This window comes from Bartonella mastomydis (assembly GCF_900185775.1).
Lineage (GTDB): Bacteria > Pseudomonadota > Alphaproteobacteria > Rhizobiales > Rhizobiaceae > Bartonella > Bartonella elizabethae.
Genome location: NZ_LT883138.1, coordinates 986,849 through 1,012,474 on the forward strand (window position 1 = coordinate 986,849; position 25,626 = coordinate 1,012,474).

16 protein-coding genes and 4 tRNA genes are annotated in these 25,626 nt (G+C 35.6%); 10 read left to right on the forward strand and 10 right to left on the reverse strand.

The annotated features are described in order from the left end of the window. Positions 1–193: 193 nt before the first annotated feature. The 3 genes from FJG96_RS07560 to FJG96_RS07570 all read right to left on the reverse strand — a co-directional run bounded on the left by FJG96_RS07560 (position 194) and on the right by FJG96_RS07570 (position 2,516). Complete coding sequence (locus FJG96_RS07560; RefSeq protein ID WP_180338250.1) at positions 194–1,495, reverse strand: TolC family outer membrane protein; 1,302 nt, start codon at positions 1,493–1,495, stop codon at positions 194–196. A 57-nt stretch (positions 1,496–1,552) separates the two neighbouring features. Continuing rightward, positions 1,553–2,227, reverse strand: a complete 675-nt coding sequence (locus tag FJG96_RS07565) for a protein-L-isoaspartate O-methyltransferase family protein (protein WP_139413411.1) — start codon at positions 2,225–2,227, stop codon at positions 1,553–1,555. 215 nt (positions 2,228–2,442) lie between these two features. Further along, positions 2,443–2,516, reverse strand: a tRNA-Cys gene (locus FJG96_RS07570). A 187-nt stretch (positions 2,517–2,703) separates the two neighbouring features. Here FJG96_RS07570 and FJG96_RS07575 point away from each other — a divergent pair. Then, positions 2,704–2,778: transfer RNA gene (locus tag FJG96_RS07575), tRNA-Asn, on the forward strand. Between the two features lie 1,421 nt (positions 2,779–4,199). Here FJG96_RS07575 and FJG96_RS07580 read toward each other — a convergent pair. The 3 genes from FJG96_RS07580 to ilvA all read right to left on the reverse strand — a co-directional run bounded on the left by FJG96_RS07580 (position 4,200) and on the right by ilvA (position 7,713). After that, on the reverse strand, positions 4,200–5,582 hold the full coding sequence (locus FJG96_RS07580) for a DEAD/DEAH box helicase (protein WP_180338263.1): 1,383 nt from the start codon (positions 5,580–5,582) through the stop codon (positions 4,200–4,202). A 287-nt stretch (positions 5,583–5,869) separates the two neighbouring features. Continuing rightward, positions 5,870–6,400, reverse strand: coding sequence for a hypothetical protein (locus tag FJG96_RS07585; RefSeq protein ID WP_139413413.1), 531 nt, complete (start codon positions 6,398–6,400; stop codon positions 5,870–5,872). A gap of 35 nt (positions 6,401–6,435) precedes the next feature. Further along, a complete protein-coding gene (gene ilvA, locus FJG96_RS07590) occupies positions 6,436–7,713 on the reverse strand; it encodes a threonine ammonia-lyase IlvA (RefSeq protein ID WP_139413414.1) in 1,278 nt (425 codons plus the stop codon). 150 nt (positions 7,714–7,863) lie between these two features. Here ilvA and FJG96_RS07595 point away from each other — a divergent pair. After that, positions 7,864–7,949, forward strand: a tRNA-Leu gene (locus FJG96_RS07595). A gap of 360 nt (positions 7,950–8,309) precedes the next feature. Here FJG96_RS07595 and FJG96_RS07600 read toward each other — a convergent pair. From FJG96_RS07600 to FJG96_RS07610, 3 genes are all read right to left on the reverse strand, one after another. Further along, positions 8,310–9,236 (reverse strand): outer membrane protein, encoded by a 927-nt coding sequence (locus FJG96_RS07600; RefSeq protein WP_180338251.1) that lies wholly within the window; start codon positions 9,234–9,236, stop codon positions 8,310–8,312. 585 nt (positions 9,237–9,821) lie between these two features. Continuing rightward, positions 9,822–10,094, reverse strand: a complete 273-nt coding sequence (locus FJG96_RS07605; protein ID WP_139413416.1) for a hypothetical protein — start codon at positions 10,092–10,094, stop codon at positions 9,822–9,824. Next, positions 10,088–12,463: a mechanosensitive ion channel domain-containing protein gene (locus FJG96_RS07610; protein WP_139413417.1), complete on the reverse strand. Its 2,376-nt coding sequence runs from the start codon at positions 12,461–12,463 to the stop codon at positions 10,088–10,090. Before FJG96_RS07610 ends, FJG96_RS07605 begins: the two co-directional genes overlap by 7 nt. A gap of 666 nt (positions 12,464–13,129) precedes the next feature. Here FJG96_RS07610 and secD point away from each other — a divergent pair. From secD to FJG96_RS07630, 3 genes are all read left to right on the forward strand, one after another. Beyond that, complete coding sequence (gene secD, locus FJG96_RS07620) at positions 13,130–15,643, forward strand: protein translocase subunit SecD (protein WP_139413419.1); 2,514 nt, start codon at positions 13,130–13,132, stop codon at positions 15,641–15,643. 100 nt (positions 15,644–15,743) lie between these two features. Further along, a complete protein-coding gene (locus FJG96_RS07625; protein ID WP_139413420.1) occupies positions 15,744–17,486 on the forward strand; it encodes a cation:proton antiporter domain-containing protein in 1,743 nt (580 codons plus the stop codon). A gap of 24 nt (positions 17,487–17,510) precedes the next feature. Continuing rightward, positions 17,511–18,464, forward strand: coding sequence for a lysylphosphatidylglycerol synthase transmembrane domain-containing protein (locus tag FJG96_RS07630; RefSeq protein ID WP_139413421.1), 954 nt, complete (start codon positions 17,511–17,513; stop codon positions 18,462–18,464). Between the two features lie 588 nt (positions 18,465–19,052). On the opposite strand, the gene FJG96_RS07635 is transcribed toward FJG96_RS07630, so the two are convergent. Next, positions 19,053–19,128, reverse strand: a tRNA-Lys gene (locus FJG96_RS07635). A 446-nt stretch (positions 19,129–19,574) separates the two neighbouring features. On the opposite strand from FJG96_RS07635, the gene FJG96_RS07640 reads away from it, so the two are divergent. From FJG96_RS07640 to FJG96_RS07660, 5 genes are all read left to right on the forward strand, one after another. Beyond that, positions 19,575–21,143 (forward strand): TerC family protein, encoded by a 1,569-nt coding sequence (locus FJG96_RS07640; RefSeq protein ID WP_139413422.1) that lies wholly within the window; start codon positions 19,575–19,577, stop codon positions 21,141–21,143. A 948-nt stretch (positions 21,144–22,091) separates the two neighbouring features. Next, on the forward strand, positions 22,092–22,811 hold the full coding sequence (locus FJG96_RS07645) for a 2OG-Fe dioxygenase family protein (protein WP_139413423.1): 720 nt from the start codon (positions 22,092–22,094) through the stop codon (positions 22,809–22,811). Continuing rightward, a complete protein-coding gene (locus FJG96_RS07650; protein ID WP_180338252.1) occupies positions 22,808–23,797 on the forward strand; it encodes an NAD(P)-dependent oxidoreductase in 990 nt (329 codons plus the stop codon). Before FJG96_RS07645 ends, FJG96_RS07650 begins: the two co-directional genes overlap by 4 nt. Next, on the forward strand, positions 23,790–24,398 hold the full coding sequence (locus FJG96_RS07655; RefSeq protein ID WP_139413424.1) for a fumarylacetoacetate hydrolase family protein: 609 nt from the start codon (positions 23,790–23,792) through the stop codon (positions 24,396–24,398). Before FJG96_RS07650 ends, FJG96_RS07655 begins: the two co-directional genes overlap by 8 nt. Next, complete coding sequence (locus tag FJG96_RS07660; RefSeq protein ID WP_139413425.1) at positions 24,395–25,027, forward strand: LysE family translocator; 633 nt, start codon at positions 24,395–24,397, stop codon at positions 25,025–25,027. Before FJG96_RS07655 ends, FJG96_RS07660 begins: the two co-directional genes overlap by 4 nt. Positions 25,028–25,626 lie beyond the last annotated feature (599 nt).

A 25,626-nucleotide genomic window follows, 5' to 3' on the forward strand; every position in this document is an offset into this window, starting at 1 on the left:
GCAAAAGAATCATAAGATCAACATGCCTCTCGTGATATTTTCAAATATGCTTGTCATAAAGAGGGCCCTACACACAACTTTCTGCACTTTAAAAGAACATATTACTGCGCTATTTTTCGACATATCCAACGACAGATTAACCAATTTTTTAAAAACTAAAATGATTTGAAATCAAAGGGGCTATTTTTATGTGTTATCGAATATATTGAATTGTTTTTAAGCCGAGATAATTTGCTGTCAATTTACCAATAGATGATTGAACACTATAGCTTGCCACAACAGCATTACGCTCTGCCATTGCAAGCGCAATTTGAGCATTAATCAATTGAGTACGAGAATTTAAAACATCTAATGTCGTTGCCTGCCCTACACGATTTTCTTGAACACGACCTTTTAGAGCAATTTCAGCAGCACGAACACTTTCACGGTAAGCAATAACAGATGCGCGTGCACCTTCCAACTGGAACCAAGCAGAAGTAAGGGCTTGTCTCGTATTACTATAGGCCAAATCGAGTTGAAGCTGCGCCTGCCCAAGCTGTTCCTTCGACTGGCGAATCTGCGCAGACGTACGTCCCCCTTCAAAGATCGGAACACTCACAGACAATCCTATCGATTTAGAAACGCCATCCTCTCCAGCACCACTGTAAATCCGATTATAAGAAGCTGTTGCAGAAAAATCAACTTTAGGGAGCAGTGCTCCTTCTTTCGCCTTTACATTATAACCACTCGCATCGACTAAATATTGAGCATAAAGGATTGCTGGATGCATCACAACGCTCATTTGGTAAGCCGTATCAAGATTGACGGGAAAATCTGTAGCAATGGGTGGGCGTTTTAACTTTTCAGGATCGGAACCAATAATTTGTCGATAAACTGCCTCTGCTGCTTTTACATCAGCACGAGCAAGACTCAATTCTGAAATAGCCACGGAACGTGCCGCTTGAGCTTGAGCAAGATCGACGCGCCCTCCCTCACCCACATCAAATTTTGCTTTATTAGAACGAACTTGCTCTTCAAGAGCTGCTAAATTTTCTCTCCGAAGATCAGCAACACGACGTGCTTGATAGACATTTGCATAAGCTGTCACAGTCTCCAGAAAGGTATTTTGTTCAGCATTACGAAGATATTCCCGTTGAGCTTGCAGCTTAACTTGAGCTGAAGAAAACATATTTTGCGTAATAAAACCGTCAAATAATCTTTGATTTAATCTCACGCCTATAGATCCAGAAGTAACATAAGGACCTGTAAAAGACTTATTCCGTCCATAGCTTCCAACCCCTTCAACTTGTGGTAAGAACCCTGATCGCGCAATGACAACATCATCACTGGCTATACGGACAGCCGCCCGTTCACTATTTAACTTAGCATTGTGTTTATAAGCTTTCGAAAAGGCATCCATCAATGTTTCAGCACAAACAGTCTCTGAGAGTAAAAGACTCAACACCAATAAAAAACACGCCTGAAACTTCTTGCTTAACTTAAACACAATACACACAATAACAAACCCCAAATAAATGACGAAATTATCTTTTATTCATAAAACGAACAAGCACTAAAACACAAAACTAGGTGTTTTTAAAAAACAAGGAAGAGGCTTTACGGCGAGATTAAAAGCTCGACGAGGAGAAATGATTCCATCTTCTTTTATATAGATTCGTGCTACAGCAGCATTTCCATCCCCTTCAACCACAACAAGACGTCCACTGTCTTTCATTTGATCAAAGATACCTTGTGGAATAAAATCGACAGATCCCTCTATAAAAATCACATCATAAGGCCCTTCAACAGCGTATCCCTGCTCTAAGGGACCATGAATGACAACCACATTATCACATTGATTACGTTCCAAAGCTTCAAGAGCATGTTCAAAAAGAGACTGATTACTTTCCAACGCAATCACAGACCCTGCAAGTTTTGAAAGCAAAGCTGCACAATAACCACTATTTGCACCAATATTTAAAACAACATCTGATGATTTTACAGCAGCAAGCTGTAACAATTTCGCGAGAGATGCAGGTTTCATCAAATAGCGTGCAGGAACCTCATCTCGTACTGAACATAAAACAATATCGGTATCAAGATAGCTTAATGCTTTCATATCTTCCGATACAAAGTCTTCACGAGATATCGTTAAAAACGCTTCAAGAACTGATAAATCCGTTACATCAACTGTACGAATTTGATTGTCAACCATTTTGCGACGAAGCTCAGCAAAATCTGCAACCATAACGACTATTTTCTCCTAACCTACAAAAAATAAACAAAATAGCAACAATGAGGGACTAAGCTCTCTTAAACTATAGGTGTTACAAAAAAAGATACGACAGTCAACAACTCGATTCTAACAGGAGAGTCTGTCATACAAAAGTGTCTTTACAACTGTAGAGGAAAATAATCTCTTAGCTTATACCTCCCCTAAAAGCCGTTTTGTTTAAAATCGGCTGGAGGCCTCGCCCGGAATCGAACCGGGATACAAGGATTTGCAGTCCTCTGCGTAACCATTCCGCCACAAGGCCTCATCAACAAATATAAAGGTCTCAATAAGGGAAGGTAAAGCATCCGTCAAGGTGTAGAAACCTTCTCTCGCCTTTTTTCCTCTTAACTCACACAATTTATCATATTTTTTTTAAAAAAAGTAATTTTATCCTTTGCAAATCAGTATTGCTTTGCTATAGCCTCTTCAGCTAAATGGTTGAGCATCGTTCCCCGGTAGCTCAGCGGTAGAGCAACCGGCTGTTAACCGGTTGGTCGCTGGTTCGAATCCGGCCCGGGGAGCCACTTCTTTTTTATCCTATATAGTTTATTGTTTTTTCTAACACTTTTTAAACATGAGAGATTTGTTAATAAAAGTTAGGAAAGAGGATTTTTGCAATAAAGTAGAAATGCAATGTCCTACGGGATGTATTTTTTGCAATGAACGCGAAAATGATTAACTCATTTTAAAGAGAAAACTGTTGTACAAGTATTTTTCTTATTGGTTAATTTGAAAGAATTACTTTTTTCAAACCACCGCATCTCTATCAAAAAACACCATAATTTTTTGCACATTACAAATGATGATTTCTTTCATGAGAAAAAATTATTAAACACCACCAGTAATGAAAAAGATTTCGTATAAACTTTGTTTTCCAATCCAAAAATGATTTTTACTCAATAAAACAATTAAACTCAAAAATCTGCTCTTGAAGCAATCATTTTGAAAAACGGGAAAACACAATCAAAATCATTTATATTATCTCCCTACACCTCATACTTCCTTCCTACCTTGAAAGCAGAAACTCCCAACCGAAAAGTCTGTAATAAAGTCTAGCTTCTTACTCTCACAGATTCCCCCTTCTCATCACTTCATAAATTCTAAAAACAGCCTTGTCTTGAATATTTCTTATACTGTCATAAAAACACTAAGTGCGTAAAAGTGTTATGGGCTTTATATAACATCCCTAAACGAGAGTGTTTTACAGCACAAACAATATAGCAATCTAAGTTGATGAAAATCCTGTGAAAACCTTCAACAAATCATGGGTACTTTCTCCATTGTATTGTGCATCTACACCATATTTAAAGAGACATCCCTTAAATCTGCCAAATCCGTTTTACAATAGCTCTCGTAAATAGTATAATAAAAACCATTGATGAGCACCATCTTTGACCTACCATAAAAGCCATACCTTCATGCTATTTTCTAACACTCAATGTTAAAAATATTCCTTTTTTGCAATAGGTTATAAGAATCATTTTATTGATTTCTTAAATGTTTTATCCATACGGCAATCTCGTTTGTAACACGCAAACAAATAGTTTTAAGGGATCAATATAAACAGATTCAAAATGAAAAAATTTTTACAATAGAGGTAGATTATTTAATATATAAAACAATCAGTTATTATCAGATAATAAAATTATTAAATTAAAAGTTATCATGAACAATAAAATGCATCTTTTATATAAATAAAATTGATCTTTATCCCTATTTTTAAAAATGGGAATAAAGCAAATGAATAATCATCTCTACAATAAAACTTTTTTTCAAAAGATTTTTAAATCAGTCCAAACATCCAAAGGTTCCCATTTCTAAAAAATGAAAACCTTTGAAGATCTCTCTTGTTTTAGCAAGAATGTTGTATGTCTCTTTTTAATTGAAAAGAAATCGATAAAAGTAAAAAAAACTCTCAAGACATAATTTCTTTTCAAGATTTTATTTAAGCCGCCTTCTTGACTGACTTGCGAAAACGAAAAGCCTTTGCACGCTTTGCCGCTGCTTTTGCTTTTTTATGTCTCTCATTTGGAGAGGAAGCATTCTTCCGCTGTAACTGTGCAGCATCATCTTTTCGATCTAAAAATCGTTTCTGACGTTTAGATTTTTTTAAACGGCGTTCTTTATTGTTTTCTCTTTCTTCACTTTTTGGCACAATCAGCTTTTCTGGAAATGCTGCAAATTGTTCTGGAACAGATTCAGGCACCAATTTCATACGAATCAAGCGCTCTATGGCACGCAACCGAGCCCTTTCTATTTTTTCATCAAAAAGCGTCAGTGCTTCACCCGATGCACCATTGCGTCCTGTACGACCAATACGATGCACATAACTTTCAGCTTCATCTGGTAAGTCGTAATTAATAACATGGCTTATTCCTGGTATATCAATACCGCGTGCAGCAATATCTGTTGCAACAAGGATCTGGACCGATCTTTCACGAAAAGCTTTTAAAGCAGATTGGCGAGCACCTTGTGATTTATTCCCATGAATTGTTGCAACTAAATAGCCTATCTTTGCTAAATGACGTGTGACAGCATCAGCCCCATGTTTCGTTCGCGTAAAAACAATAACCGAATTAAAAGCTGGATTTGTCAAAATTTTACTTAAAACATTCTTTTTTTCACTCGTAGGAACACAATATAATTTCTGGGTAATCTCTACAGCTGTAGTGCCTTGAGGAACAACTTCAATCTTCACCGGATCATTGAGTAAACACTTTGCGAGCGCAGCAATTTCTTTCGGCATTGTTGCAGAAAAAAGTGCTGTTTGACGCTCTTGATGCAAAAGCTTTGCAATTTGCTTAACATCATGAATAAATCCCATATCCAACATACGATCTGCTTCATCCAATATCAAAAAACGAGATTGAGAAAGATCAACACACTTTTCACGAACAAGATCTCTCAAACGCCCTGGAGTGGCTATCAAAACATCCACTCCTGCTTCCATACGTTTAATTTGTTTTAAACGTGATACTCCCCCAAAAATAAGACACGTCGAAAGATGCGTTCCTTTCGCTACAGTACGAATTGCTTCATCAATCTGAACAGCAAGTTCACGGGTTGGCGCTAAAATCAAAGCGCGTGCAGTTTTAGGACAGCGTTTATCACCCAAAGTTAAAACTCGACTTAAAATAGGTAAGCCAAATGCCAAAGTTTTTCCAGAACCTGTCTGTGCAATCCCTAAAATATCGTGTCCTTTCAACATCATTGGAATAGCTTGTTCTTGTATAGGTTTAGGTTTACTCATCCCAGAAATGCGTAAATTTTTAATCAAAAGAGTAGGCAAACCTAACTTCTTAAAAACATCTTCTTTTTTTATAGGCAAAATAAAATCTTCCCTCAGCTGAGCAACTTTTACGAAGTCATCAACTGAACTCTCCACTCAAGAATCCGCGCAAGAGAAATCCTTGACATTTTAAACGAAGCAACGCTTGAAAAGCGACCTGCGCAACTCATGAGTACCTTGAAGTCAAGGTAAAGGCATATAACTTCACTTTACAAAAAGCTAACAAACCAGCTTAAATACCCTTACCCTCATTATCATTGGATTATGATAAAAAAGCAAGGACTTTACGAAATACATTTATCACGACCCCCAAATATTGAAATCGTTTATTTCTTAATGATTGTCTCCATTGGTAAATGTACCTTGATAAAATCAGGATAAATCTCGAGAAAAACTGGATTTTGTAAAGTTTTTTGACCGCCATAAATTAAATACCATTGGGTTTTATCAAAAATCGCCAAAGTTTTATATTGAATAATGCGATCCTTCTTCTCCAGAATCGTTGGAATTAGAGCATATAAAGTACCGTTATCTGTTTGAAGATAATCAATATTTTCTTTGTCTAAACAATAAGCACCAGAAGGCAAGTTCTCAAATTGCTTCTGCAACTGTTGAAGAAAATTATCACGTAAAGCATCCTCTGTTGTATTCAATCGACGTGCCATCTCTTTATAAAGCCGCTCAGGCATATAATGAGATATAAGCGAAAAGTCCTCACTTTTTATAGCATTATTGACATCAACAACTATTTTGGACAGTTCAGTTTTTTGTAGTGCTGTTGGCTGAGATGCTAAACTCTGTTGATGAACAATCAAAAAGAAAAATAGACTCAGCACAAAATAAAAAATAGATTTCATTTTTACACTTCTCGTTTTAGTAAAATTTCAATTTTTCAAATAACAAAATCAAATAATGTTTGATCATCCGTAATATCACGATAGCGCCAACCTAACGCTTGAAATTTTTCTTCTAAGAGACGAAAATTGCCGTATTTTTTTGTTTCAATCGCCACCAATACAGAACCAAAATTTCTCGCTGATTTTTTAAAATATTCAAAGCGCACAATATCATCATCCGGTGATAATGTGGACAGAAAATGACGCAATGCACCAGGATGTTGCGGAAAACTAAAAATAAAATATTTTCTCAAGCCTTCAAAACGTAAAGAACGCTCTTTAATCTCTGGCAAACGCGCAAAATCAAAATTACCTCCTGAAATAACGAGAATAATTTTTTTACCCTTTAACTCTTGAGATGGAATGCTGTTAAGCGCATCAATCGATAAAGCACCAGCTGGTTCAAGAACCACACCTTCTACATTAAGCATTTCAACCATCGTAGAACAAACGCGATTTTCAGGAACCGTAATGACAGAATCAGGAGAAAAATGCTTTAAAATTGTATAGTTTAGTGCACCAATTTCAGCCACCGCAGCCCCATCTACAAAAGTATCAATATTTTCTAGTTTGACCCTTTTTCCACTCTCCAAACAAGCAAGCAAACTTGCAGCTCTTTGGGGCTCAACAAAACGAAGCTTTGTATTCCAACCATATTCGCGTAAGAACTTGCTTATCCCACTTGCCAAACCACCTCCCCCTACCGGCACAATCATTAAATCTGGCTCACTTTCTCCATTGAGTTTTTTCCATTGCAAAGCAGCTTCACAGAGCACTGTTGCTTGCCCCGTAATAATGCGAATATCATCAAACGGAGGAGCCATCACACCACCGTTCTCCACGACAAAAGATTGCGCAGCTTCATAACATTGATCAAATGTTTCACCAACCAAACGAATATCAATAAACTCTTCACCAAAAATACGTGTCTTCTCAATTTTCTGTTGTGGCGTTGTCATAGGCATAAAAATCACGCCTTTACGTTTAAAATAACGACAAACAAAAGAAACCCCTTGTGCGTGATTCCCTGCTGAAGCACACACAAATGCGGAATCTGACGATATACTGCTCAGCATTTCTGAAACAAAATTGAAAGCACCACGAATCTTATAAGACCGCACCGGTGTTAAATCTTCACGCTTCAAATAAATTTCTGCATCATATTTTTGGCTTAGAAAATCATTCCTTTGAAGGGGAGTTTCAGCAAACACGTGATGCAATCCCACCATAGCTTTTGTAACGTCTTGAATAAATTTACTCATAACACTGATCATTTCATACTTTGTTTATATTATTAAAGGCTTCTTCTAACGATAAAGAAAACCATTGTCAGTCAAAATTTCACGAAAAAAAAATGAAATTTTTTTCTTTTGTCATTAATTCTTGATTCAATAAAAGATATAGCTTATGAGAGAACCCTCATCGCGGACGTGATGAAAACGGTAAACATAGCAGACTTAAAATCTGCCGGTCGAAGACCTTGCGGGTTCAAGTCCCGCCGTCCGCACCACAACATGTGTATTTTCCTTTATTTTTGAATGGGTTATAGAAGGCAGAAAGAAATTAAACCACCTTTTAAAACCCTATCATCACGCTCTCAAATGGTACTGAGATAGTACAAAATACGAATCATTGCTGCTTTTTTGAGACACATTTTTGGCACTAAATCACCATACCCTATGAGTTTAAGAAAATTCATTCTTAATAATTAAGAATCTGAGTAAGGCTTCCTTACCTTCTCATCATCATTCAAAATCAACAATCTCTTTCTTTATTATGATATACTATTGATAATGCATAAAATTTCAAAAGATAAAGGCCCTATCAAAAATAGGACCTCTTAAACTTGAGCTTCTTTATTTCCACAAAATTAGAATTTGTAAGCTATTCCTGCACGAAAGTCATTCGTCTTATACTTAACTTCAATCTCGTCTTTAAATTTCTTTTTACCAAAATCCGAGTAACGATATTCCGCACGTACAACAAGATTATCTGTCATTGCAAAATCAATACCACCACCGAGAGTATAACCAATCATCGTTTTTGTAGCATCTTCTGTCTTATTGAAAGGCTCTTCTCCCGTAATGACTGTCGATAAAATATCTTCAAACTGTCCATAAGCAACACCACCAGCAATATAAGGCATCACCCGACCAGTAGAAAACCCAACACGTACCCGTGTGGCACCCGTCCATTTTTGCTTTAACGTATGATTAAAAGTTAAACTATTTTTCTCTTCTTTACTCTCTGGATCAGATCGAGAAAGACCTTGCCCCAATCCACGGACAAATTTAGCCTTTTTCTCCTTTCCATCTACTGTATCTTCAGAATCAGTGCCCGATCCATCAGATGCAGGTTCTTCAGTGCTCGATCCATCAGAACCGGATTTCTCAGCTTGAAATTTCGTTTTTGTATCCTTTTTTTCCGTTAAAATGATATCCGTATCAAGCCCAACAATCAAATTATTACCAAGATCAAAATTAACACCCGCATATAAACCACCTATAAACCCAGAAAGTTCAGGCTTATACTGTTTCTCAAGGGGCACCCATGGCTTAGTTTTACTCTCCTCATCAGGATAGAGAGGAATATCAACATCACGCGTTGTTCCAGAAACTTTACTTGAAAAGCCACCAATTTGACCTCCAAAATAAAAACCAGCCCAAGAAAAAGGTGAAGAAGCAACAACTTCTGAGACAACATGTATTGGCTCTTCCGGAGCCACCACATCGGCAGCCTGTACGATAGAAGGTGAAATAAAAGAAAAAATAGATGCTGTTAGAAATTTTGTATTCATAAAATTATACCCCATTGCTAAATTTAAATATAATCAAAAATCACATTTAGAAAAACAAAGTTTTATAAAATATTACACCAAAATAATTGCATTTACTCCTTGTATAGTTACATTTAAAACAATCACTATATAAATACATCATTACATCAAAATTGAAGTTTAGCAAATAAATTTTAATAAATTTAAAAATATTAGAATTTTAATACTTTAAATAATAAATATTTAACAAAAACATCTATTGTATATTTTGAAATGAGTAAATATAAAACATTTTGTATTAAAAATATCTCGCTAAAAACACAAAAAACAATATTTTTCGTTTTTTTTAATGAGATAAATTATTAAAATTGCTAAAAATGATGTAATTATTTTTATAAAATCAATATTTATTAAAAGTATTATAAATATAACTTAATATTTATATATCAAAAATATATACTATAGATTACTCTATATATAGAGTAAAACTATCATACACGAAAATCATCCGTTTTTTTCTATCAATTTTCACAAGGTAAGATGATAAACACGTGCAAGTTTATTATCCTTCTAAAACTTGTCTCTGAACAAAAGTTCTCAATCATTTTATTTAAAAATTGCCCTTCCCCTACTAATTTCTACAATATCATCTGCCTTTATTACAAAACGATCTTTATTAGGAAAAGTGATAAAGCATCCCTTCATACAAATTGTTATTGTTTGATGTGTATTTAAAGAAAACTTTGAAGGTATACTTCCTTCGACAACAATGAGAGGCTGTATCTTTAAATCAATATTTTTCACTGTTGCTGCAAAAGCCGTTATGGTAAAAATATTCAACAGAATACCTATCATCAAAGCATAAATATATTTTAGCATTCTAAGATTCCTTCCTCAGTAAAGCGCTTATATAAGACAAATCGAAGAGTATTGGTTACATGAGAAGGTGCGGTAATATTAGGGACATAAACAGCCAAATTAAAGGAAAAGCTCTTATTATCAAATGCTGTAAAACTCACCTGTGGGAGAGGATTTTTTAAAACACCTTCTGTCGAAGAAGCAATCTCTAGTAAAATTTCAACAACATGCTCTGGAGCAACCTTAGATGACACAGTCACCGGAATATCAATTCTTCCTACTTTATTGCGTCGTGTCCAATTACTAACGTTATTATTAATAAGACTTGAATTGGGAATAATAATCGTTTTGCGCTGAATGGTCTCAAGTTCTGTTGCTCGTACACTAATACGCTTAACAACCCCCCCGACTGATCCAGCTTCTATATAATCTCCTATTTTAAATGGTCTTCCAACTAAAATAATAAGTCCAGAAACAAAGTTTTGAACAATATTCTGTAAACCAAAACCTATACCAAGCGAAAGTCCTCCAGCAATAAGAGCAAAATTTCTAAGATCCAAACCTGCCATTGATAGTCCTGTCAAAGCAGACAGAACAACGCCTCCATAACTTATCACTGTTTTGATAGAATTACGGACACCAGAATCGAATTCTCCATGGTCTAACACCACATGATCTAACCAACCAATAAATCGGCGAATAAGGAACCAACAAACACAAAAGGAAATAATTCCTGTTAGAAGAGAGATCAAAGAAAGAGTCATATTTCCGATCTGAAAACCGCTCACCGATTGCCACAAAACTGCTTTAAAATCGGAATAGGAAAATCCAAACTGTGCAGCGATTGGCATTGCACAAAATACAACAACAAAAAAATTGAGAAAAACGCTTAAAACAATTCCCAATTGATTCATTGTTTTTTCTTCTAAATGAAACCTCTGCATCAAAAAATGACCAACAGTTGTCTTCATAAATTGTCCTTTAGTTCCAATTGCTTGAGCGCTTTTTATGCCTAAATACATGAGAACTAAAAATGCTCCACCAATCATAATTTGCTGCATAATAAAACGCGCGAGACCAACATAGCCTAAAAAATTCAACACAAAGAGCAATAATCCCAAGCCAATAAAAGGAATGCGTATATAAAATGGCCAAAAATATGCTTCTCTTTTCTCTCCTAGAAAAGACTGACGTCTAAAGCGCAAAGGGATAAATGCTATTATAAACAGCAATATCGCGACAAGAAAAACAGCAATAAAACTTTTAGCAATTGTCAAAGATAGAGGTGCTGAAATAATTTGATAAATACTATCAAAAACAGCATCAAATGCCAAAACACCCCCTAAAGAAGTGAGTAAAATCACCAATTGATAAGCCGATGATGGTGCAACATTGAAAAGACGTATATGGGGCATATTTGATGATAAAAGAACAACTGCTAAGCGATTGATTAAAAAGACTAAAATTATTTGACAACCGATCGTATTAAAAACAGTTGTAAGCTTACCTGGATCTAAATTAAAATTACGAAACAAAAACAACACAAGATAAACGCAAAGAACACAGATAAGCGAAGGGAGAAGAACTGAAATAAAGGCGATCAATAAGCGTTGTAAATAGGATATTTCCTCATTAGACTTGGTAAAATGGCAATATACATGGACAAGAATCTTACGAGAAAAATATGAAAGTCCCAAAGTGATGAAAAGTGGAATCAAAAAGCAAAGAAAAAGCTGTAAAGGCTTGAAATAAAAGATAAAACCACACCAAGAACTCAACAGCAAAAGAAAATCTGATGAAGCTTCTTTTGTTTTCTGGATAAGATGTTTAATCATCGGAATCGAAAATTCAAGCCTATCGGTCAGTGTGCGTTTAAAAAGCTCACGAGATTGAGAAATAGAAAGTTCAGCTATTCTATTTGTCGCCAAAAAAATTGCTTCAAAGCGAAGCATAATACGATTAATTTTAGCTTTTTGCTCTATCAAGTAAGCGTATTCTTTCACTGAACTTTTCAGTTTTTTTACATCATGATTAAGCTCGGTTAATTGATCAAGAAGTGCATTAATCTCATTAAGAGGAGAACGCAAAACAAATGCTGCCTCGAGCGCACGTTCACTGATATCTTGTGCACGTAAGCGCAATTCTTCCAGAGCATGCTCATCTTCTAATTTTCTGTCAAAATCTCTTTTTAAAGTTTCAGTATTTTCTTCAAGATTCTCAATAATCAACTGTTGTTTTTGAATAATTTCATCAACTGAATAAGAAGCTATTGTCTGTTCGACAATTGTACTGTGCGCCCCCTCATTTCCCCATGCACCAGAATTAAAAATAACGATAATCCCCAAAAGAAGGAAAAGTATATGGGTATTTTTTCTACAAAATGAATACATATCTACCTTAGGTATACAAAAAGGATTTTATCCGCTCTTTTTAAATATAGTATAAGACAAATATTTTCAACTTTTGTAGAATAATCTTATAAAAGCTTTCCCTTATCCTATAATACTGATAATAAGAGGGAATAATTGTAAGCTGAACTTAATAAGATTAAAGAAGACACTCTCGCATGATTTTTTTGTACCTCTATTGCAAAAAAGAAAATTTGCTCCCTTTGATGAGCTGGATTTTTCTATCCAGTTTGGGTATATTTTTGATGAGTAACCTAGGAGCGCGTGCCTCTTCAATCAAACAATCACACGCCGATAATATCATTAGGAATATTATTAAAACGAATAGATTTGATTTACAAAACATACACAACAAATGTGATCAGTTGAATGTTCTAACAACTGAAACCAAAAAAATTGTAACATTCCATGCAGAATCTATTTTTATGAGGACCTTTCAAAAGATTCTAACATTGGAACTCTTTTTAATAAAAATTCCAGCTAGTTATAAACAACTTCATAACGCAAAAGCACAATATTTCTCAAATAAACGGGCTCCTCCCAATGAATACACCTAATTTTCTTCCTTGAATTATAAAACAATCATCTTACTTTACTTGTGCTTTTAACTTTGAATCACTGTTAGATTGCCTATTAGCGGAATATATCATGCGTACACCTCGTTGGTTAACTACCCTTTATTGCTTTATCCTTTTAAGCAGCATTTATATTGCCTTACCCAATTTATTTTCACACGAACAAGTTAAAAATTCAAAATTCTTACCCGACACCCGTGTAGCCCTTGGTCTTGATCTTCAAGGAGGCTCTTCTCTCCTACTCGAGGTCGATAGCAAAACGTTAAAACGCGATCAATTACACATCGTTTTAAACAACGTGCGCAATACATTGCGTGAAAAGCAAATCCGTACCTCAAGTGTTCGTATCGTCGAAGATAGTGTTGTTGCCGTTATTTCTGATGCATCACAAACTGAAAAAGCTCTCGCAGCCTTAAAAACATTAATAACCCCCATACACAGCAGTTTTGGGACGACAGAACATAACATCACCATCAGTGCTCAAAATGAAATGCTTCGTGTCACATTAACACAAGCGGGAATAAAAGATCGTGTAAGCAATGCTATTGAACAAAGCTTAGAAATCATCCGTCGCCGTATCGATCAAGTTGGTGTTTCAGAACCAGCGATCCAAAAGGTTGGAAATGACCGTATTATGGTTCAATTGCCTGGCTTACAAGATCCAAAACAACTGCGAGATCTTTTAGGCACGACCGCTAAGATGAGTTTTCATCTTGTTCCCTCTAATGTGGACCCCAATAATCCCCCTATAGGTGTTTCTATTCTTCCTGGATATACTGATGAAACACAACATTATGCAATTTATGATCAAATTGCCTTAGATGGAAATGTCCTTAAAGACGCCCGCGCTGGTTTTGACCCGCAAATGCCAGGGCGTTCTATTATTTCATTTACGCTAGATTCTGCTGGTGCAAAAATATTTGCCGATATAACACGACAAAATATTAATCGTCCTTTTGCCATTGTTCTGGATCATAAGGTTTTAACCGCTCCTACCATCAATAGTGTCATACCCAATGGGCAAGGTCAAATTACAGGAAACTTTGACCCCAAAGAAGCCTCAACTCTGGCTGCTTTGCTCCGCGCTGGTTCTCTCCCTGCTCCACTCACAGTCATTGAAGAGAGGACGGTAGGACCAAATCTTGGTGCTGATGCTATCCAAATGGGACTTTACACTGGTATAATCGGTTTTATACTTGTTGCAATTTTTATTTTTCTTCTCTACCGAATTTGGGGGCTTATTGCCAATATAGCCCTAGCGCTCCACACGATTTTAACATTTGCAGCCCTCAGTCTTCTCGGTGCGACGCTGACCCTGCCTGGTATTGCAGGTATTATCTTAGGCATCGGTATTGCCGTTGATGCAAATATTCTCATCAATGAACGTATCCGTGAAGAAAGTCGAAAAGGTGTGAGTGCTTTTGCTGCTCTAGATCGTGGTTTTAAACAGGCTTTTGCAACCATTGTTGATGCAAATGTTACGGCAATTATAGCGACTGTTTTACTCTTTTGGTTTGGTACCGGTCCCGTTCGTGGTTTTGCCGTAACTATGTTGCTTGGGATTATCATCTCCATGTTCACAAATATCACCATTGTACGCATCATCATGATTTGGATTGTTCGTAAATGGAAAATTAAAAAATTGCATATTCACTCTGCTTTTAACATTCTCCCCCAACATACAACTTTTCACTTTATGAAAGCGCGGTTCATTGGGATTGGTGTCTCAATTATTTTATCAATAGCTTCAGTTTTTCTCTTTTTTAAGCCTGGCTTGAATTTTGGAATTGATTTTATTGGCGGCAGCCAAATGAGTATTACCACAAAAGCACCAGCAGACCTAGCAACCCTGCGTTCCAAGCTTTCTACCCTTAATATTGGGGAAATTAGCCTGCAAAATATCGATAACGAAAACACCGTACTCATTCGCATGCAGAAACAAAGTGGAAGCGAAGCACAACAAAGCATCGCCATTGATAAGGTCAAAACAGCTGTACAAAATATCTATCCTGATACCACATTTGATCAAATAGAAGTTGTTGGCCCTAAAATTTCAGGCGAACTTGCCACGGCTGCGTTTACAGCTGTTATTCTCGCAGCCATTGCCATGACTCTCTATATATGGTTACGCTTCGAATGGTTTTTTGCTATTGGAGCCATTGTCACACTCATTCTAGACACCACAAAAATGATCGGCTTTTTTGCTTTATTTCAATTTGATTTTAATTTAACAGCCATTGCTGCACTCTTAACAATTGTTGGATATTCTATAAATGATAAGGTTGTCGTCTACGATAGGATGCGCGAGAATATGCGTCTTTATAAAAAAATGCCATTGCGCGAACTGATTGATCTATCAATTAATCAGGTTCTTGTCCGTTGCTTTTTTACATCCGCCACAACAATTCTTGCTATGCTTCCTATGGCAATATGGGGTGGAAGTGCCGTCCATAATTTTGCATTGCCCATAGTCTTTGGGATTATTATTGCAACATCATCTTCTATCTTTATTGCTGCTCCTATTTTACTCCTACTAGGAAATTGGTGGCGTGAACGAAATAATCGTGTAAATACGAAAGCAAAATGAAAATGTTCTTTGATACATATGATACATCATTCCTCCCGTTTCAAAGAAATAAGAGGCATTTTCATTCATTCGCTTTTTGATCAAGAATAGTAAATAGTCCATGCTCCACGACACACCACTTATCACAACCATTGTTGCAGGTTTATGTTTAGCATTTCTTTTGGGAATGATTGCTAGCCGTTTGCGGATTTCACCCCTTGTGGGCTATTTGTTAGCTGGTGTTATTGTGGGCCCCAATACAGGTGGATTTAAAATAGATTCCGTTATTATCAATCAACTTGCTGAAATTGGTATTATTTTGCTCATGTTTGGTGTTGGGCTCCACTTTTCCTTAAAAGACCTTTTATCTGTCAAAGCGATTGCTGTCCCCGCTGCCATTGCGCAAATGGCATTTTCTACTTTTTTAGGCTTATGTCTTGGTCTGATTATGGGATGGGGCGTTAGCGGAAGTTTGATCTTCGGTCTTGCTTTATCCATAGCAAGTACTGTTATCCTGTTACGTGCTTTGCAAGAGCGTCATCTTATTGAAACAGAAAAAGGCCGTATTGCCGTTGGATGGTTGATTATTGAGGATTTAGCAATGGTCCTTATACTTGTCCTCATTCCATCCTTGGCAAGCACCCTCAACAATACAAAAAAAGAAGCATTAGACCCTCTCGTTCAATGGTTGGATTTAAGTATTTGGGGTGTTTTTGGTCTCACCATCCTGAAAGTCATTATATTTATCGCATTAATGCTCGTCATTGGGCGACGCGTCATCCCATGGCTCTTAAAAATGAGTGCACAATCGGGATCACGTGAATTATTTCGTCTCAGCGTCTTTGCCATTGCCCTAGGCGTAGCTTTCGGAGCCGCTCATTTATTTGGGGTTTCTCTTTCTCTTGGTGCTTTTTTTGCCGGTATGGTCATGAGCGAATCAGAATTAAGTCACCATGCTGCTGAAGAATCTTTACCCCTGCGCGATGCCTTTTCTGTTCTCTTTTTTGTTTCTGTAGGCATGTTATTTGATCCAGAAAAACTCTTGACTCATTTTTTTCCTCTCTTAGCAACCTTATTTATTATCGTCATTGGAAAATCTGCTGTCGCTTTTTTCATCGTTAAAGCTTTTCGCTATTCAAATGCAACGGCTTTGACGATTGCTGCAAGCCTTGCTCAAATCGGAGAATTTTCCTTTATCCTTGCTGGTTTAAGTCTAAGCTTAGGACTTTTAAACAATGACGCTCATGATTTAATTCTTGGAGGAGCAATTTTTTCTATTTTGCTCAATCCGCTTGTGTTCATTGCCTGTAATAAAATTAAAAAACGTTTAGAAAAAAATTCTGCCTCTTCAAAAAACACCCAAACAATTATTGATATTGATCCACAAGATCCTGACCAAGATTTTTTACCAATGACCATAAAAAACAACCATATTGTCATTATTGGCTATGGTCGTATTGGTCAGTGTGTTGCGTTATCTTTAATAAATAGAGATAAACCCATAGTGATTGTAGAAGAATCAAAACGCCTCGCTGATAAAGCGATTTCAGATGGTTTTGAGGCTATTTGTGGTAATATCATTCAACAAGAAATAATAAACGCAGCCAATATAAATAATGCACATAAAGTTGTTATTACAATGCGAAGTACCATTGAAGTCGGAGAATGTATCGTGAATATACGTGATATGCAGAAGGATATCCAGATAATCACACATGCATTATCCGACACAGAAACAGCTTATCTCATTGATTTAGGGGCTGATGTTGTAGTAACGGATGATGAAGAAATTGCCAATGGCATTATAGAGCATATAACAGAACAAAGGTCTGTCAAAAATATGCATAATCATGAAAATTTATAGAAAACTAAAAATGGATAAAGAAGCGTGAAAATAAAGCAATTTATATGGCCCTTAATTGGTATCTTAGCAATGCTGATATCTATTCGGATTCTTTATATAAAGCTCTCTGCCATTTCGTTCGAAGACGTGTTGGAACGCTTGAGCGATTTAAATGCACAGCACTGGTTATTAGCCTGTTTATGTTCCCTGCTTGCTTATGCTGCTCTTGCTGGCTACGATCGTATTGCCTTACAACACCTAGGCCATAAAATTTCTTGGATTTTCATCGCTATCTGTTCATTCACAACTTACGCTCTTTCACATAATATCGGTGCTTCAGTTTTTTCTGGTGCCGTCGTGCGTTATCGTGCCTATAAAATGAAAGGATTAAATGGAACAGAAATCGCCATATTAGTAGGTTTTTGTTCTTTTACTTTTGTCATCGGCACAATCTTACTGTTAGGGATCGTTTTGGTTCTGCAACCCGAACTTATCACCCTCATTCATGAAGGGCTTCCTGAATGGCTTGGAACGACAGTTGGAGTCATTTTACTCAGTTGCATAGCGCTTTATACGTTTGGGAGTTGGCTTCAATTGAAACCCTTACGCTTGGGCAAGAAAATTCAGCTTTCCTATCCACGGCTAAAAATTGTTATTCAACAGCTCCTCATTAGCCCCCTAGAGCTTTTAGGAGCAGCAGGAATTATATATGCTGTTCTCCCCTACAATGCAGATATTCATTTTATTTCTGTTCTTGGCGTTTTCTTAGCATCTTTTACGATAACGCTTCTCTCCAATGCACCAGCAGGAGGTGTCGGCGTTCTTGAAGCGCTCTTCATAACAGGTATGCCCCATATAAATCCAACCGATGTTATCGCAGCACTTATTGTTTTTAGAATACTTTATTTGATCATACCACTCATCATTTCATTATTCGTGGTCGCCATCTTTGAAGCGCAACAATATTGGAAAAGATCCCCTAAAACACCCCCTAAATAAAAGACTATCTATGTTTTTTATGTGCCTATCAATGATATAATCATTACCGCAGTCTAATTGCATCTGTAAATTAATACAATCATTATTTTCATTTATCTTTTTTACCTTCGAACTTGAAATGCCCCCTTTATAAGAAACTTATTCTGAATAAAAACAGAGAAATATTTATCTATTTTCCTTCAAAAAAATGCCCATAAACTTGAAAATAGTTATCCGTGTAAAAAACAATCGTTTCCAAAACATATAACATGTTGATTTATAAATATAATTTATTTTTATTCAACTTGAATGAAAACCTGAATACTGTAAATTTTTCTCATTTCCAATTTCTTCCACATTGAATCAATCAAAACTCTTCGCTTGCATGTTATAAACGGGAAGAGTCTTATGGCATAAAACTATACAAAAAGACTAAAAACGCCTTTCTTGCTTATCAAGAGACTCAAGTACCAAGAGCAGTTGGAATACCATTGGGAGCTGGCAAACAGTATGATGGTATCGGATTGTTCCTCCTCCCCAATTTTATTGAAGCTCTTATATCTTAAAAAATTTTACGCAATCAACAAATTATTTATAATGCAAAATAAATGGTGGGTGATGAGGGGATCGAACCCACGACCCGCTGATTAAGAGTCAGCTGCTCTACCGACTGAGCTAATCACCCATAAGCTTCCCAAAAGATGAGCCAAAAAATGAGAATGAGCGTTTCTATAACGCTCCTAAGGGTGGATGTCTAGATATTTTGTTGTTTTTTATATAGCCTCATTGTCTGTAGGGGTTAAAATATGCTATTGACCACTTGATCTTACATAAAAATAAACCCATTATAAGAAGCTCTATACATAAATATTCTGATTGTTATACAGAATCTATAACTGGAGGATTATCGAGCATAATGCCCGAGCAAAATTTAGAGGAACCTTCTTGTCGTTATCAGCGGAATGGGGCGTCGCTTTGTTTTATCAATAATCATATGCGTTTAGGAAATATTTTTCTGTTTTTCCCTTTGAATGTAAGTTTTTTACATTCAAAATTCATGATCCAATATACGAATAAAAGCCCATGATTTTTTTGTCAATCGCGCGCTTTTAAGCTTTTAAAAGGTGAGAAATGATGGAATGGATCACTGATCCCCATGCGTGGTTTGGTTTGGTCACGTTGGTTTTCCTCGAAATTGTTTTAGGAATAGATAACCTTATCTTTATTGCAATTTTAGCTGAAAAATTGCCACTACATTTGCGTGACCGAGCACGCTTGATAGGTCTTACTTTAGCATTAATCATGCGGCTTTTCCTTCTTACAGTTATTGGATGGGTCATGAGACTCGATATGGTCATTCTTTCACTTTCATCTTTTGTCTTTAGTTGGCATAGCTTTATTTTAATTGGTGGAGGAGCCTTTTTGCTGGCAAAAGGAACGTTAGAATTGCATGAAAGGTTAGAAGGAGTATCACATGAAAGGAAAACAGGCGTTGCTTATGCTGTTTTTTGGCAAGTAATTGTTCAAGTCGTGGTGCTAGATGCTGTTTTTTCACTCGATAGTATTATTACCGCAACAGGTATGATTGCAAAAGAACAAGCAACAGTTATGTATATCGCAGTCATTGCCGCTATGGGAGTCATGATGTGTGGCTCTGGCCCTCTTATGCGTTTTATTAATCGTCATCCCACCATTGTAATCCTTTGTCTTGGATTTTTGATGATGATTGGTTTCACGCTCATCGTTGAAGGATTTGGTTTTCATATTCCCAAAGGATATTTATATGCCGCTATTGGTTTTTCTGTTCTCATCGAAGCTTTTAATCAAATTGGACGTCGTAACCGTGAAAAGATGATTACAACGAATGATCTACGCAGTAGAACAGCTGATGCTGTTTTAAGGCTCTTAGGAGGAGGAAGTAAAGATAGTCATCTTGCTGAAACTGTAGATGTCATTGCTGAACAAGCCGCAGCTTCTGAGTTATTTAGACCTGAAGAAAAAGAGATGATTCGTGGTGTTCTCGATTTAGCAGATCGTCCTGTTCGCTCTATCATGTCGCCGCGCAATGAGATTGAGTGGTTAGATTTAAATGCTGATGAAAATGAAATGCGTGAAGAATTACAAAAAGTTAAACATAGCCGCTTAATTCTTGCGCGTGAAAAAGTGGATGAATTTGTTGGCGTCGCGTTAACAAAAGATCTTCTTTTGAATCTGGCTGAGGGTAAAAAGATTAATTGGAAAAAAGCGATGCGAGAACCGCTTGTTGTTCATGAAAACACAAGTGTTTTACGATTGATGGAGCAATTACGTCATTCTTCGATTCAGCTTGCAATTATTGTTGATGAGCATGGCTCTTTTGAAGGAATTGCAACACCAACTGATATTCTTGAAGCTATTGCAGGAGATTTTCCTGATGACGATGAAGAGCTCATGATCGCAGAACAACTTGAAAATGGCAGCCTTCTTGTAGAGGGATACGCTGATATTCGCCGTTTAAGTGGCTATCTTGGACGAAATCTTGTTGATGAGGCAGACCGTTATACGACTCTGGCAGGCTTTATGCTTTGGCAATTTGGTCATTTGCCGAATGAAGGGGAAAGTTTTGAAACCGATGGTTTACGCTTTAAAGTGGTTGAAATGGAACGGCGAAACATATCTAAAATCCTTATTTCTCCACTTGTATTACCAGAAAAAAGCTAATTTTTTTGATCCATAAGGTTAAGTAAAAAGATTTTTCTTCATGATGAGAAAGTGAAAAGAATAAGAAATTGATAACTTAATTGTATTGTCCTTATTTTATATTTTTAAGCGAAAAGAATGAATATACAAAAATTAAGTTATCAATAAATTTTCAGTACAAAAAAGTTTTCACTGATGATTTGCAAAGAGCACTAAAAGGAAAAATGGTGCATAATTACATTTATAAATGGTCATTAATCTCAAAAATGATAATTTTATACAACATATTGAGGCATAATAAATTATTTATCATTTTTTATTAAAATACTCCGCCATCTTCATATCAAGAAAGCTTTTTAAACATTAAATTACCATCACTGATGCGTTCACTTAACTGATGAAGACGGCTTTGAGCAACACTCTATTTTCTGTAAAATTTGAGATTTTTTTATATTTCTTAAGGAGCTATTTCTTATCTTATTTTCCGATTCAATCAAAAGATAGCTCAACAGCGTATCTTCATAATTATTCTATGAATCTTTATCACCAGAATATTCTCAAGCAAAACAATAAGCAGCAGTAGTTATATTTAACCTGTAACCGAAACCTTTCTTCTCCGCTCCATAATTTAATATATCATAACGAATGTCTATAATACGATCAATAAAATGATAACACGCAAAAGTGTCCTCCACTTCAATCACGATAAGGTTCTGGTGTTAAATTTTTTAATGTCTCTGCGATATCTTTAGTATACAATATGTTTTATTACAATGTATTGCGCGACATCGCTAAAGTATAAGTTATCATGAATCTTCCCCTCCATAGCCGTAAATCGCGCTAACATCTTAAATCATTTAAGCCTTATAAAAACTGTTGCTAAAAAATTACAAATATTTTACTATTTAAATACCTAATAATAAAACCATGATATAAAAAATTCATTAATATAGAAAAAAGGGGGGATATATGTTTGTAAATATAGATAAGGTCATTGAGGAACTAAAACAAAATAAATTTTCCCATATACCTTCTGAAAAAATCAATATCAAAGCAAATGAGATAACTGATTTAGCCTTACTAAAAAAGAGCTGGGACTATTTGCCAATCGATCCTTACATGAAAAAAGATGATACCTACAGGAGAAGATGCTTCGGCAAATTTATCGTAGATATAGTGAATAAAACAATAGACTTTGTAGATGATAATACTTTTTTTCAGAGCTCTGAAATCAATCGTTATGCAGGTGGGATTGAAAGAAAACTGCCTAAAATGTCAGACGTAATATCATCTAATATTGTATTACGGAAAATCATTGAAAATACGCTGAACGCTTTTTTAATGTATAAAAAGAAAGAAAGCAATGTATGGGATGTTTTTGTACACCAATTTCGTATTGAATCAAAAAAAGGAATGCAAGGAAATCCTACACCAGAGGGTATTCATAAAGATGGTCATACATTTATAAGTATGCACATGATCGGTAGATATAATATTGAAGGTGGTACATCCTATATCTATGATGAAAATAGAAACAAAATAAAAGAGATTGTTTTGAAAGGAAACTTAGAGAGTATACTGCTCGATGATATGGAAATGTACCATTCAGCATCTGTAATTTCATCAATAAATGATGAAGACGGCTTTAGAGATTTGATGGTTATCGATTATAGAGAAAAACGACAATGAAAATCGCTATAACCGATAGAATAACTGAAATCAGTGAATTTGAAAAACCCCTGGCTGATTTGGGCGCTCAATTTTATTTTTTCAACTCTTTAAATGAAGACGACTTTCCTGATGAAATTTTGGAAGAAATTGATGCCTTATTGATCTGGCATGCAAAAATAACAGAGAAAACAGCCAAGAAGTTGCGTAAATGTAAAATAGCAGTACGATTTGGTATTGGTTATGACCAAGTAGATTACGAAAAGCTCAGAAAACACGGCGTTGAATTTGCTAACAACCCTTCTTATTGTATAGATGAAGTAGCTGACACTGCATTAACAATGATTTTGGAAGGATGCAGGCAAGTGTCCAGACATAATGATTTAGCAAAAAAATATGATAAAACATGGCAAGAAAACAATCTTAAAACATTCCGTCCAAAACATAAAACTATTGGATTGATTGGCTTGGGTAAAATAGGAAAAGCAACGCTAGAACGCCTAAGGCCTTTTGGGTTTGAAATTTTGGTCTATGATCCATATATTGACGATGGGCTCGCTAAATCGCTTAACTTCAAACTTTTAGAAGATATGAATACCCTTCTAGGAAAGTCTGATGTGGTATCCCTACACTGTCCTCTTACACACAAAACAATAGGAATGATTAATTCAGAATTTCTCAACAGGATGAAAAAAAACGCTATCTTAGTGAATACCGCAAGAGGGAAAATCCTCAGCGATTTTGATTGCTTAGAAAAACATTTAAGAAAAAATCCTGAGTTTCATGTATTCCTTGACGTTCTTCCTATGGAGCCACCAAATAACCATCCTCTTATTAAAGCTTGGAGAAACAATGCGAAGTGGCTGTCGTCGCGGTTAGTTATTAACCCACACAACGCGTATTTTTCAGAAAGTTCACACATCGATATGAGAAAAGATATTGTTTCAACTGTTATATCTTGCCTATACAAAAAGAAAATGAAAAACTTGGTAGTTTCCTATGATTAATAATATTTACTGCGTTGGACGCAATTATGTGGAACATGCCCATGAACTAGGGAATGTTGTTCAAGATGAACCTGTTATCTTTAGCAAACCGAATAGTTCACTCATCTTAGGAAATCAAATTGATCTTCCTAGCTTTTCTGAAGAAATACATTTTGAAACTGAAATTGTGCTCAGAATCTCAAAGGATACCTTTATGGTCAATGAGAGAGAAGCTGAAGAATGTTATGATGCTGTAGCAATAGGTCTTGATCTAACCGCTAGAGATTTGCAAACGAAACTAAAAGAAAAAAAGCTTCCTTGGCTTTTATCTAAAGGCTTTAAAGGAGCTGCATACGTCTCTGACTTCATAAAAAAAGAAAAAATGAATGCCCCAATAGCCTTTACAATGAAGTTGAATGGTGAAACGAGGCAAGTTGACAATACGAAAAATATGATCTTTAGCTTTGAAAAAATAATATCATTTTTAAGTCACTACATTCAGCTAAGAGATGGTGATATCATATATACAGGCACTCCACAAGGCGTAGGAAAACTTTCCTCATTTGATGAAATAGAACTATATCTCGAAGATCAATTAATTTCAGAGCTAAAAGTAAAATGAATCATCAAATACTGACCTTTTTCATCGTTTCATTTTTTTTAGTCATCTCACCAGGGCCGAATATGGCCCTTATCATTGATAATGCAGCGAGACTGGGGAAAAAGAATGCATTTGCTAATGTTTTAGGATTGTGTACAGCAACATATGCACATGGTGCATTTTCCATACTAGGTGTATCAGCAATTGTTCTCAATAACAAAACGCTCTTTTTTTTGGTAAAGCTCATGGGGAGCTGCTATTTATTATATATGGGCATTAAATCGATTAAATCTGGAATTAACACCTTAAACTCAAAAGAAATAATACAAAAAAATGAAAAGAATACTGAAGCTAAAGTGAAGTTTTTAACCAGCTACGTAGATGGTTTTATGACACAAATACTCAATCCTAAAGTATCTATGTTCTATATAGCGGCCTTTCCTAAATTTTTGGCGTCTGGCGGCGGTCATAAAAAAGGTTTTGAACTTGTAACGATACATTCCTTTAATATCTTTGCATGGTTTACTTTAATGACCATTTTTATATCATTTGCTCGCACCACTTTAAAAAAGAAAAAAATAAAAGGATGCATTAATATAGCGACAGGAACAGTTTTGTCTCTATTTTCTTTTTTCATTTTCTTTGGATAATACTTCCTCTTTGATAAGAGATCGCAAAGCTAATTCCGTGATTCTATCTATCGTTATGAATATTTGAACCTCTAACAGAGCTGATCAACCACTAGTTGCTTCTCATGTTCTCTGTATAACTGAATGAAACCGCATTTCTTTATCATCGTCTAAAGAATTTTTGTATAAACAAGTAAAAATCTTACGCAAAATTTTATAAAATATTATCAATAGATAAGGGAAATTATTATTCACAACTTTAAAAGAGAAAAGTATAGCATTCCTCTTTTTCTTTGTGAAAAGGATAACTCCTTCTCACTTATGATAGCATCATAAAAATAAAAAAAGTGATTTTAGAAAGCACTTAAACTTTCGATCATTAAAGACTTTTCCCTAAACTAAAATGACAATTCTCTAACGCTCCTTGAGAAAAAATTAAAATGCTCTCTTATGAATAACAATATACTGATGATAAATGATAATTTATTATAAAGTCATAAAAAAGTCTAACAATTCTCAGAGATAATTTTAAAGGAGTACTCTATCGAATCCTTTTTATGAACCATATTTATTTGTTATTAATAACAATAATAAGCTCCTTCTTCAAATATCTGTTATGT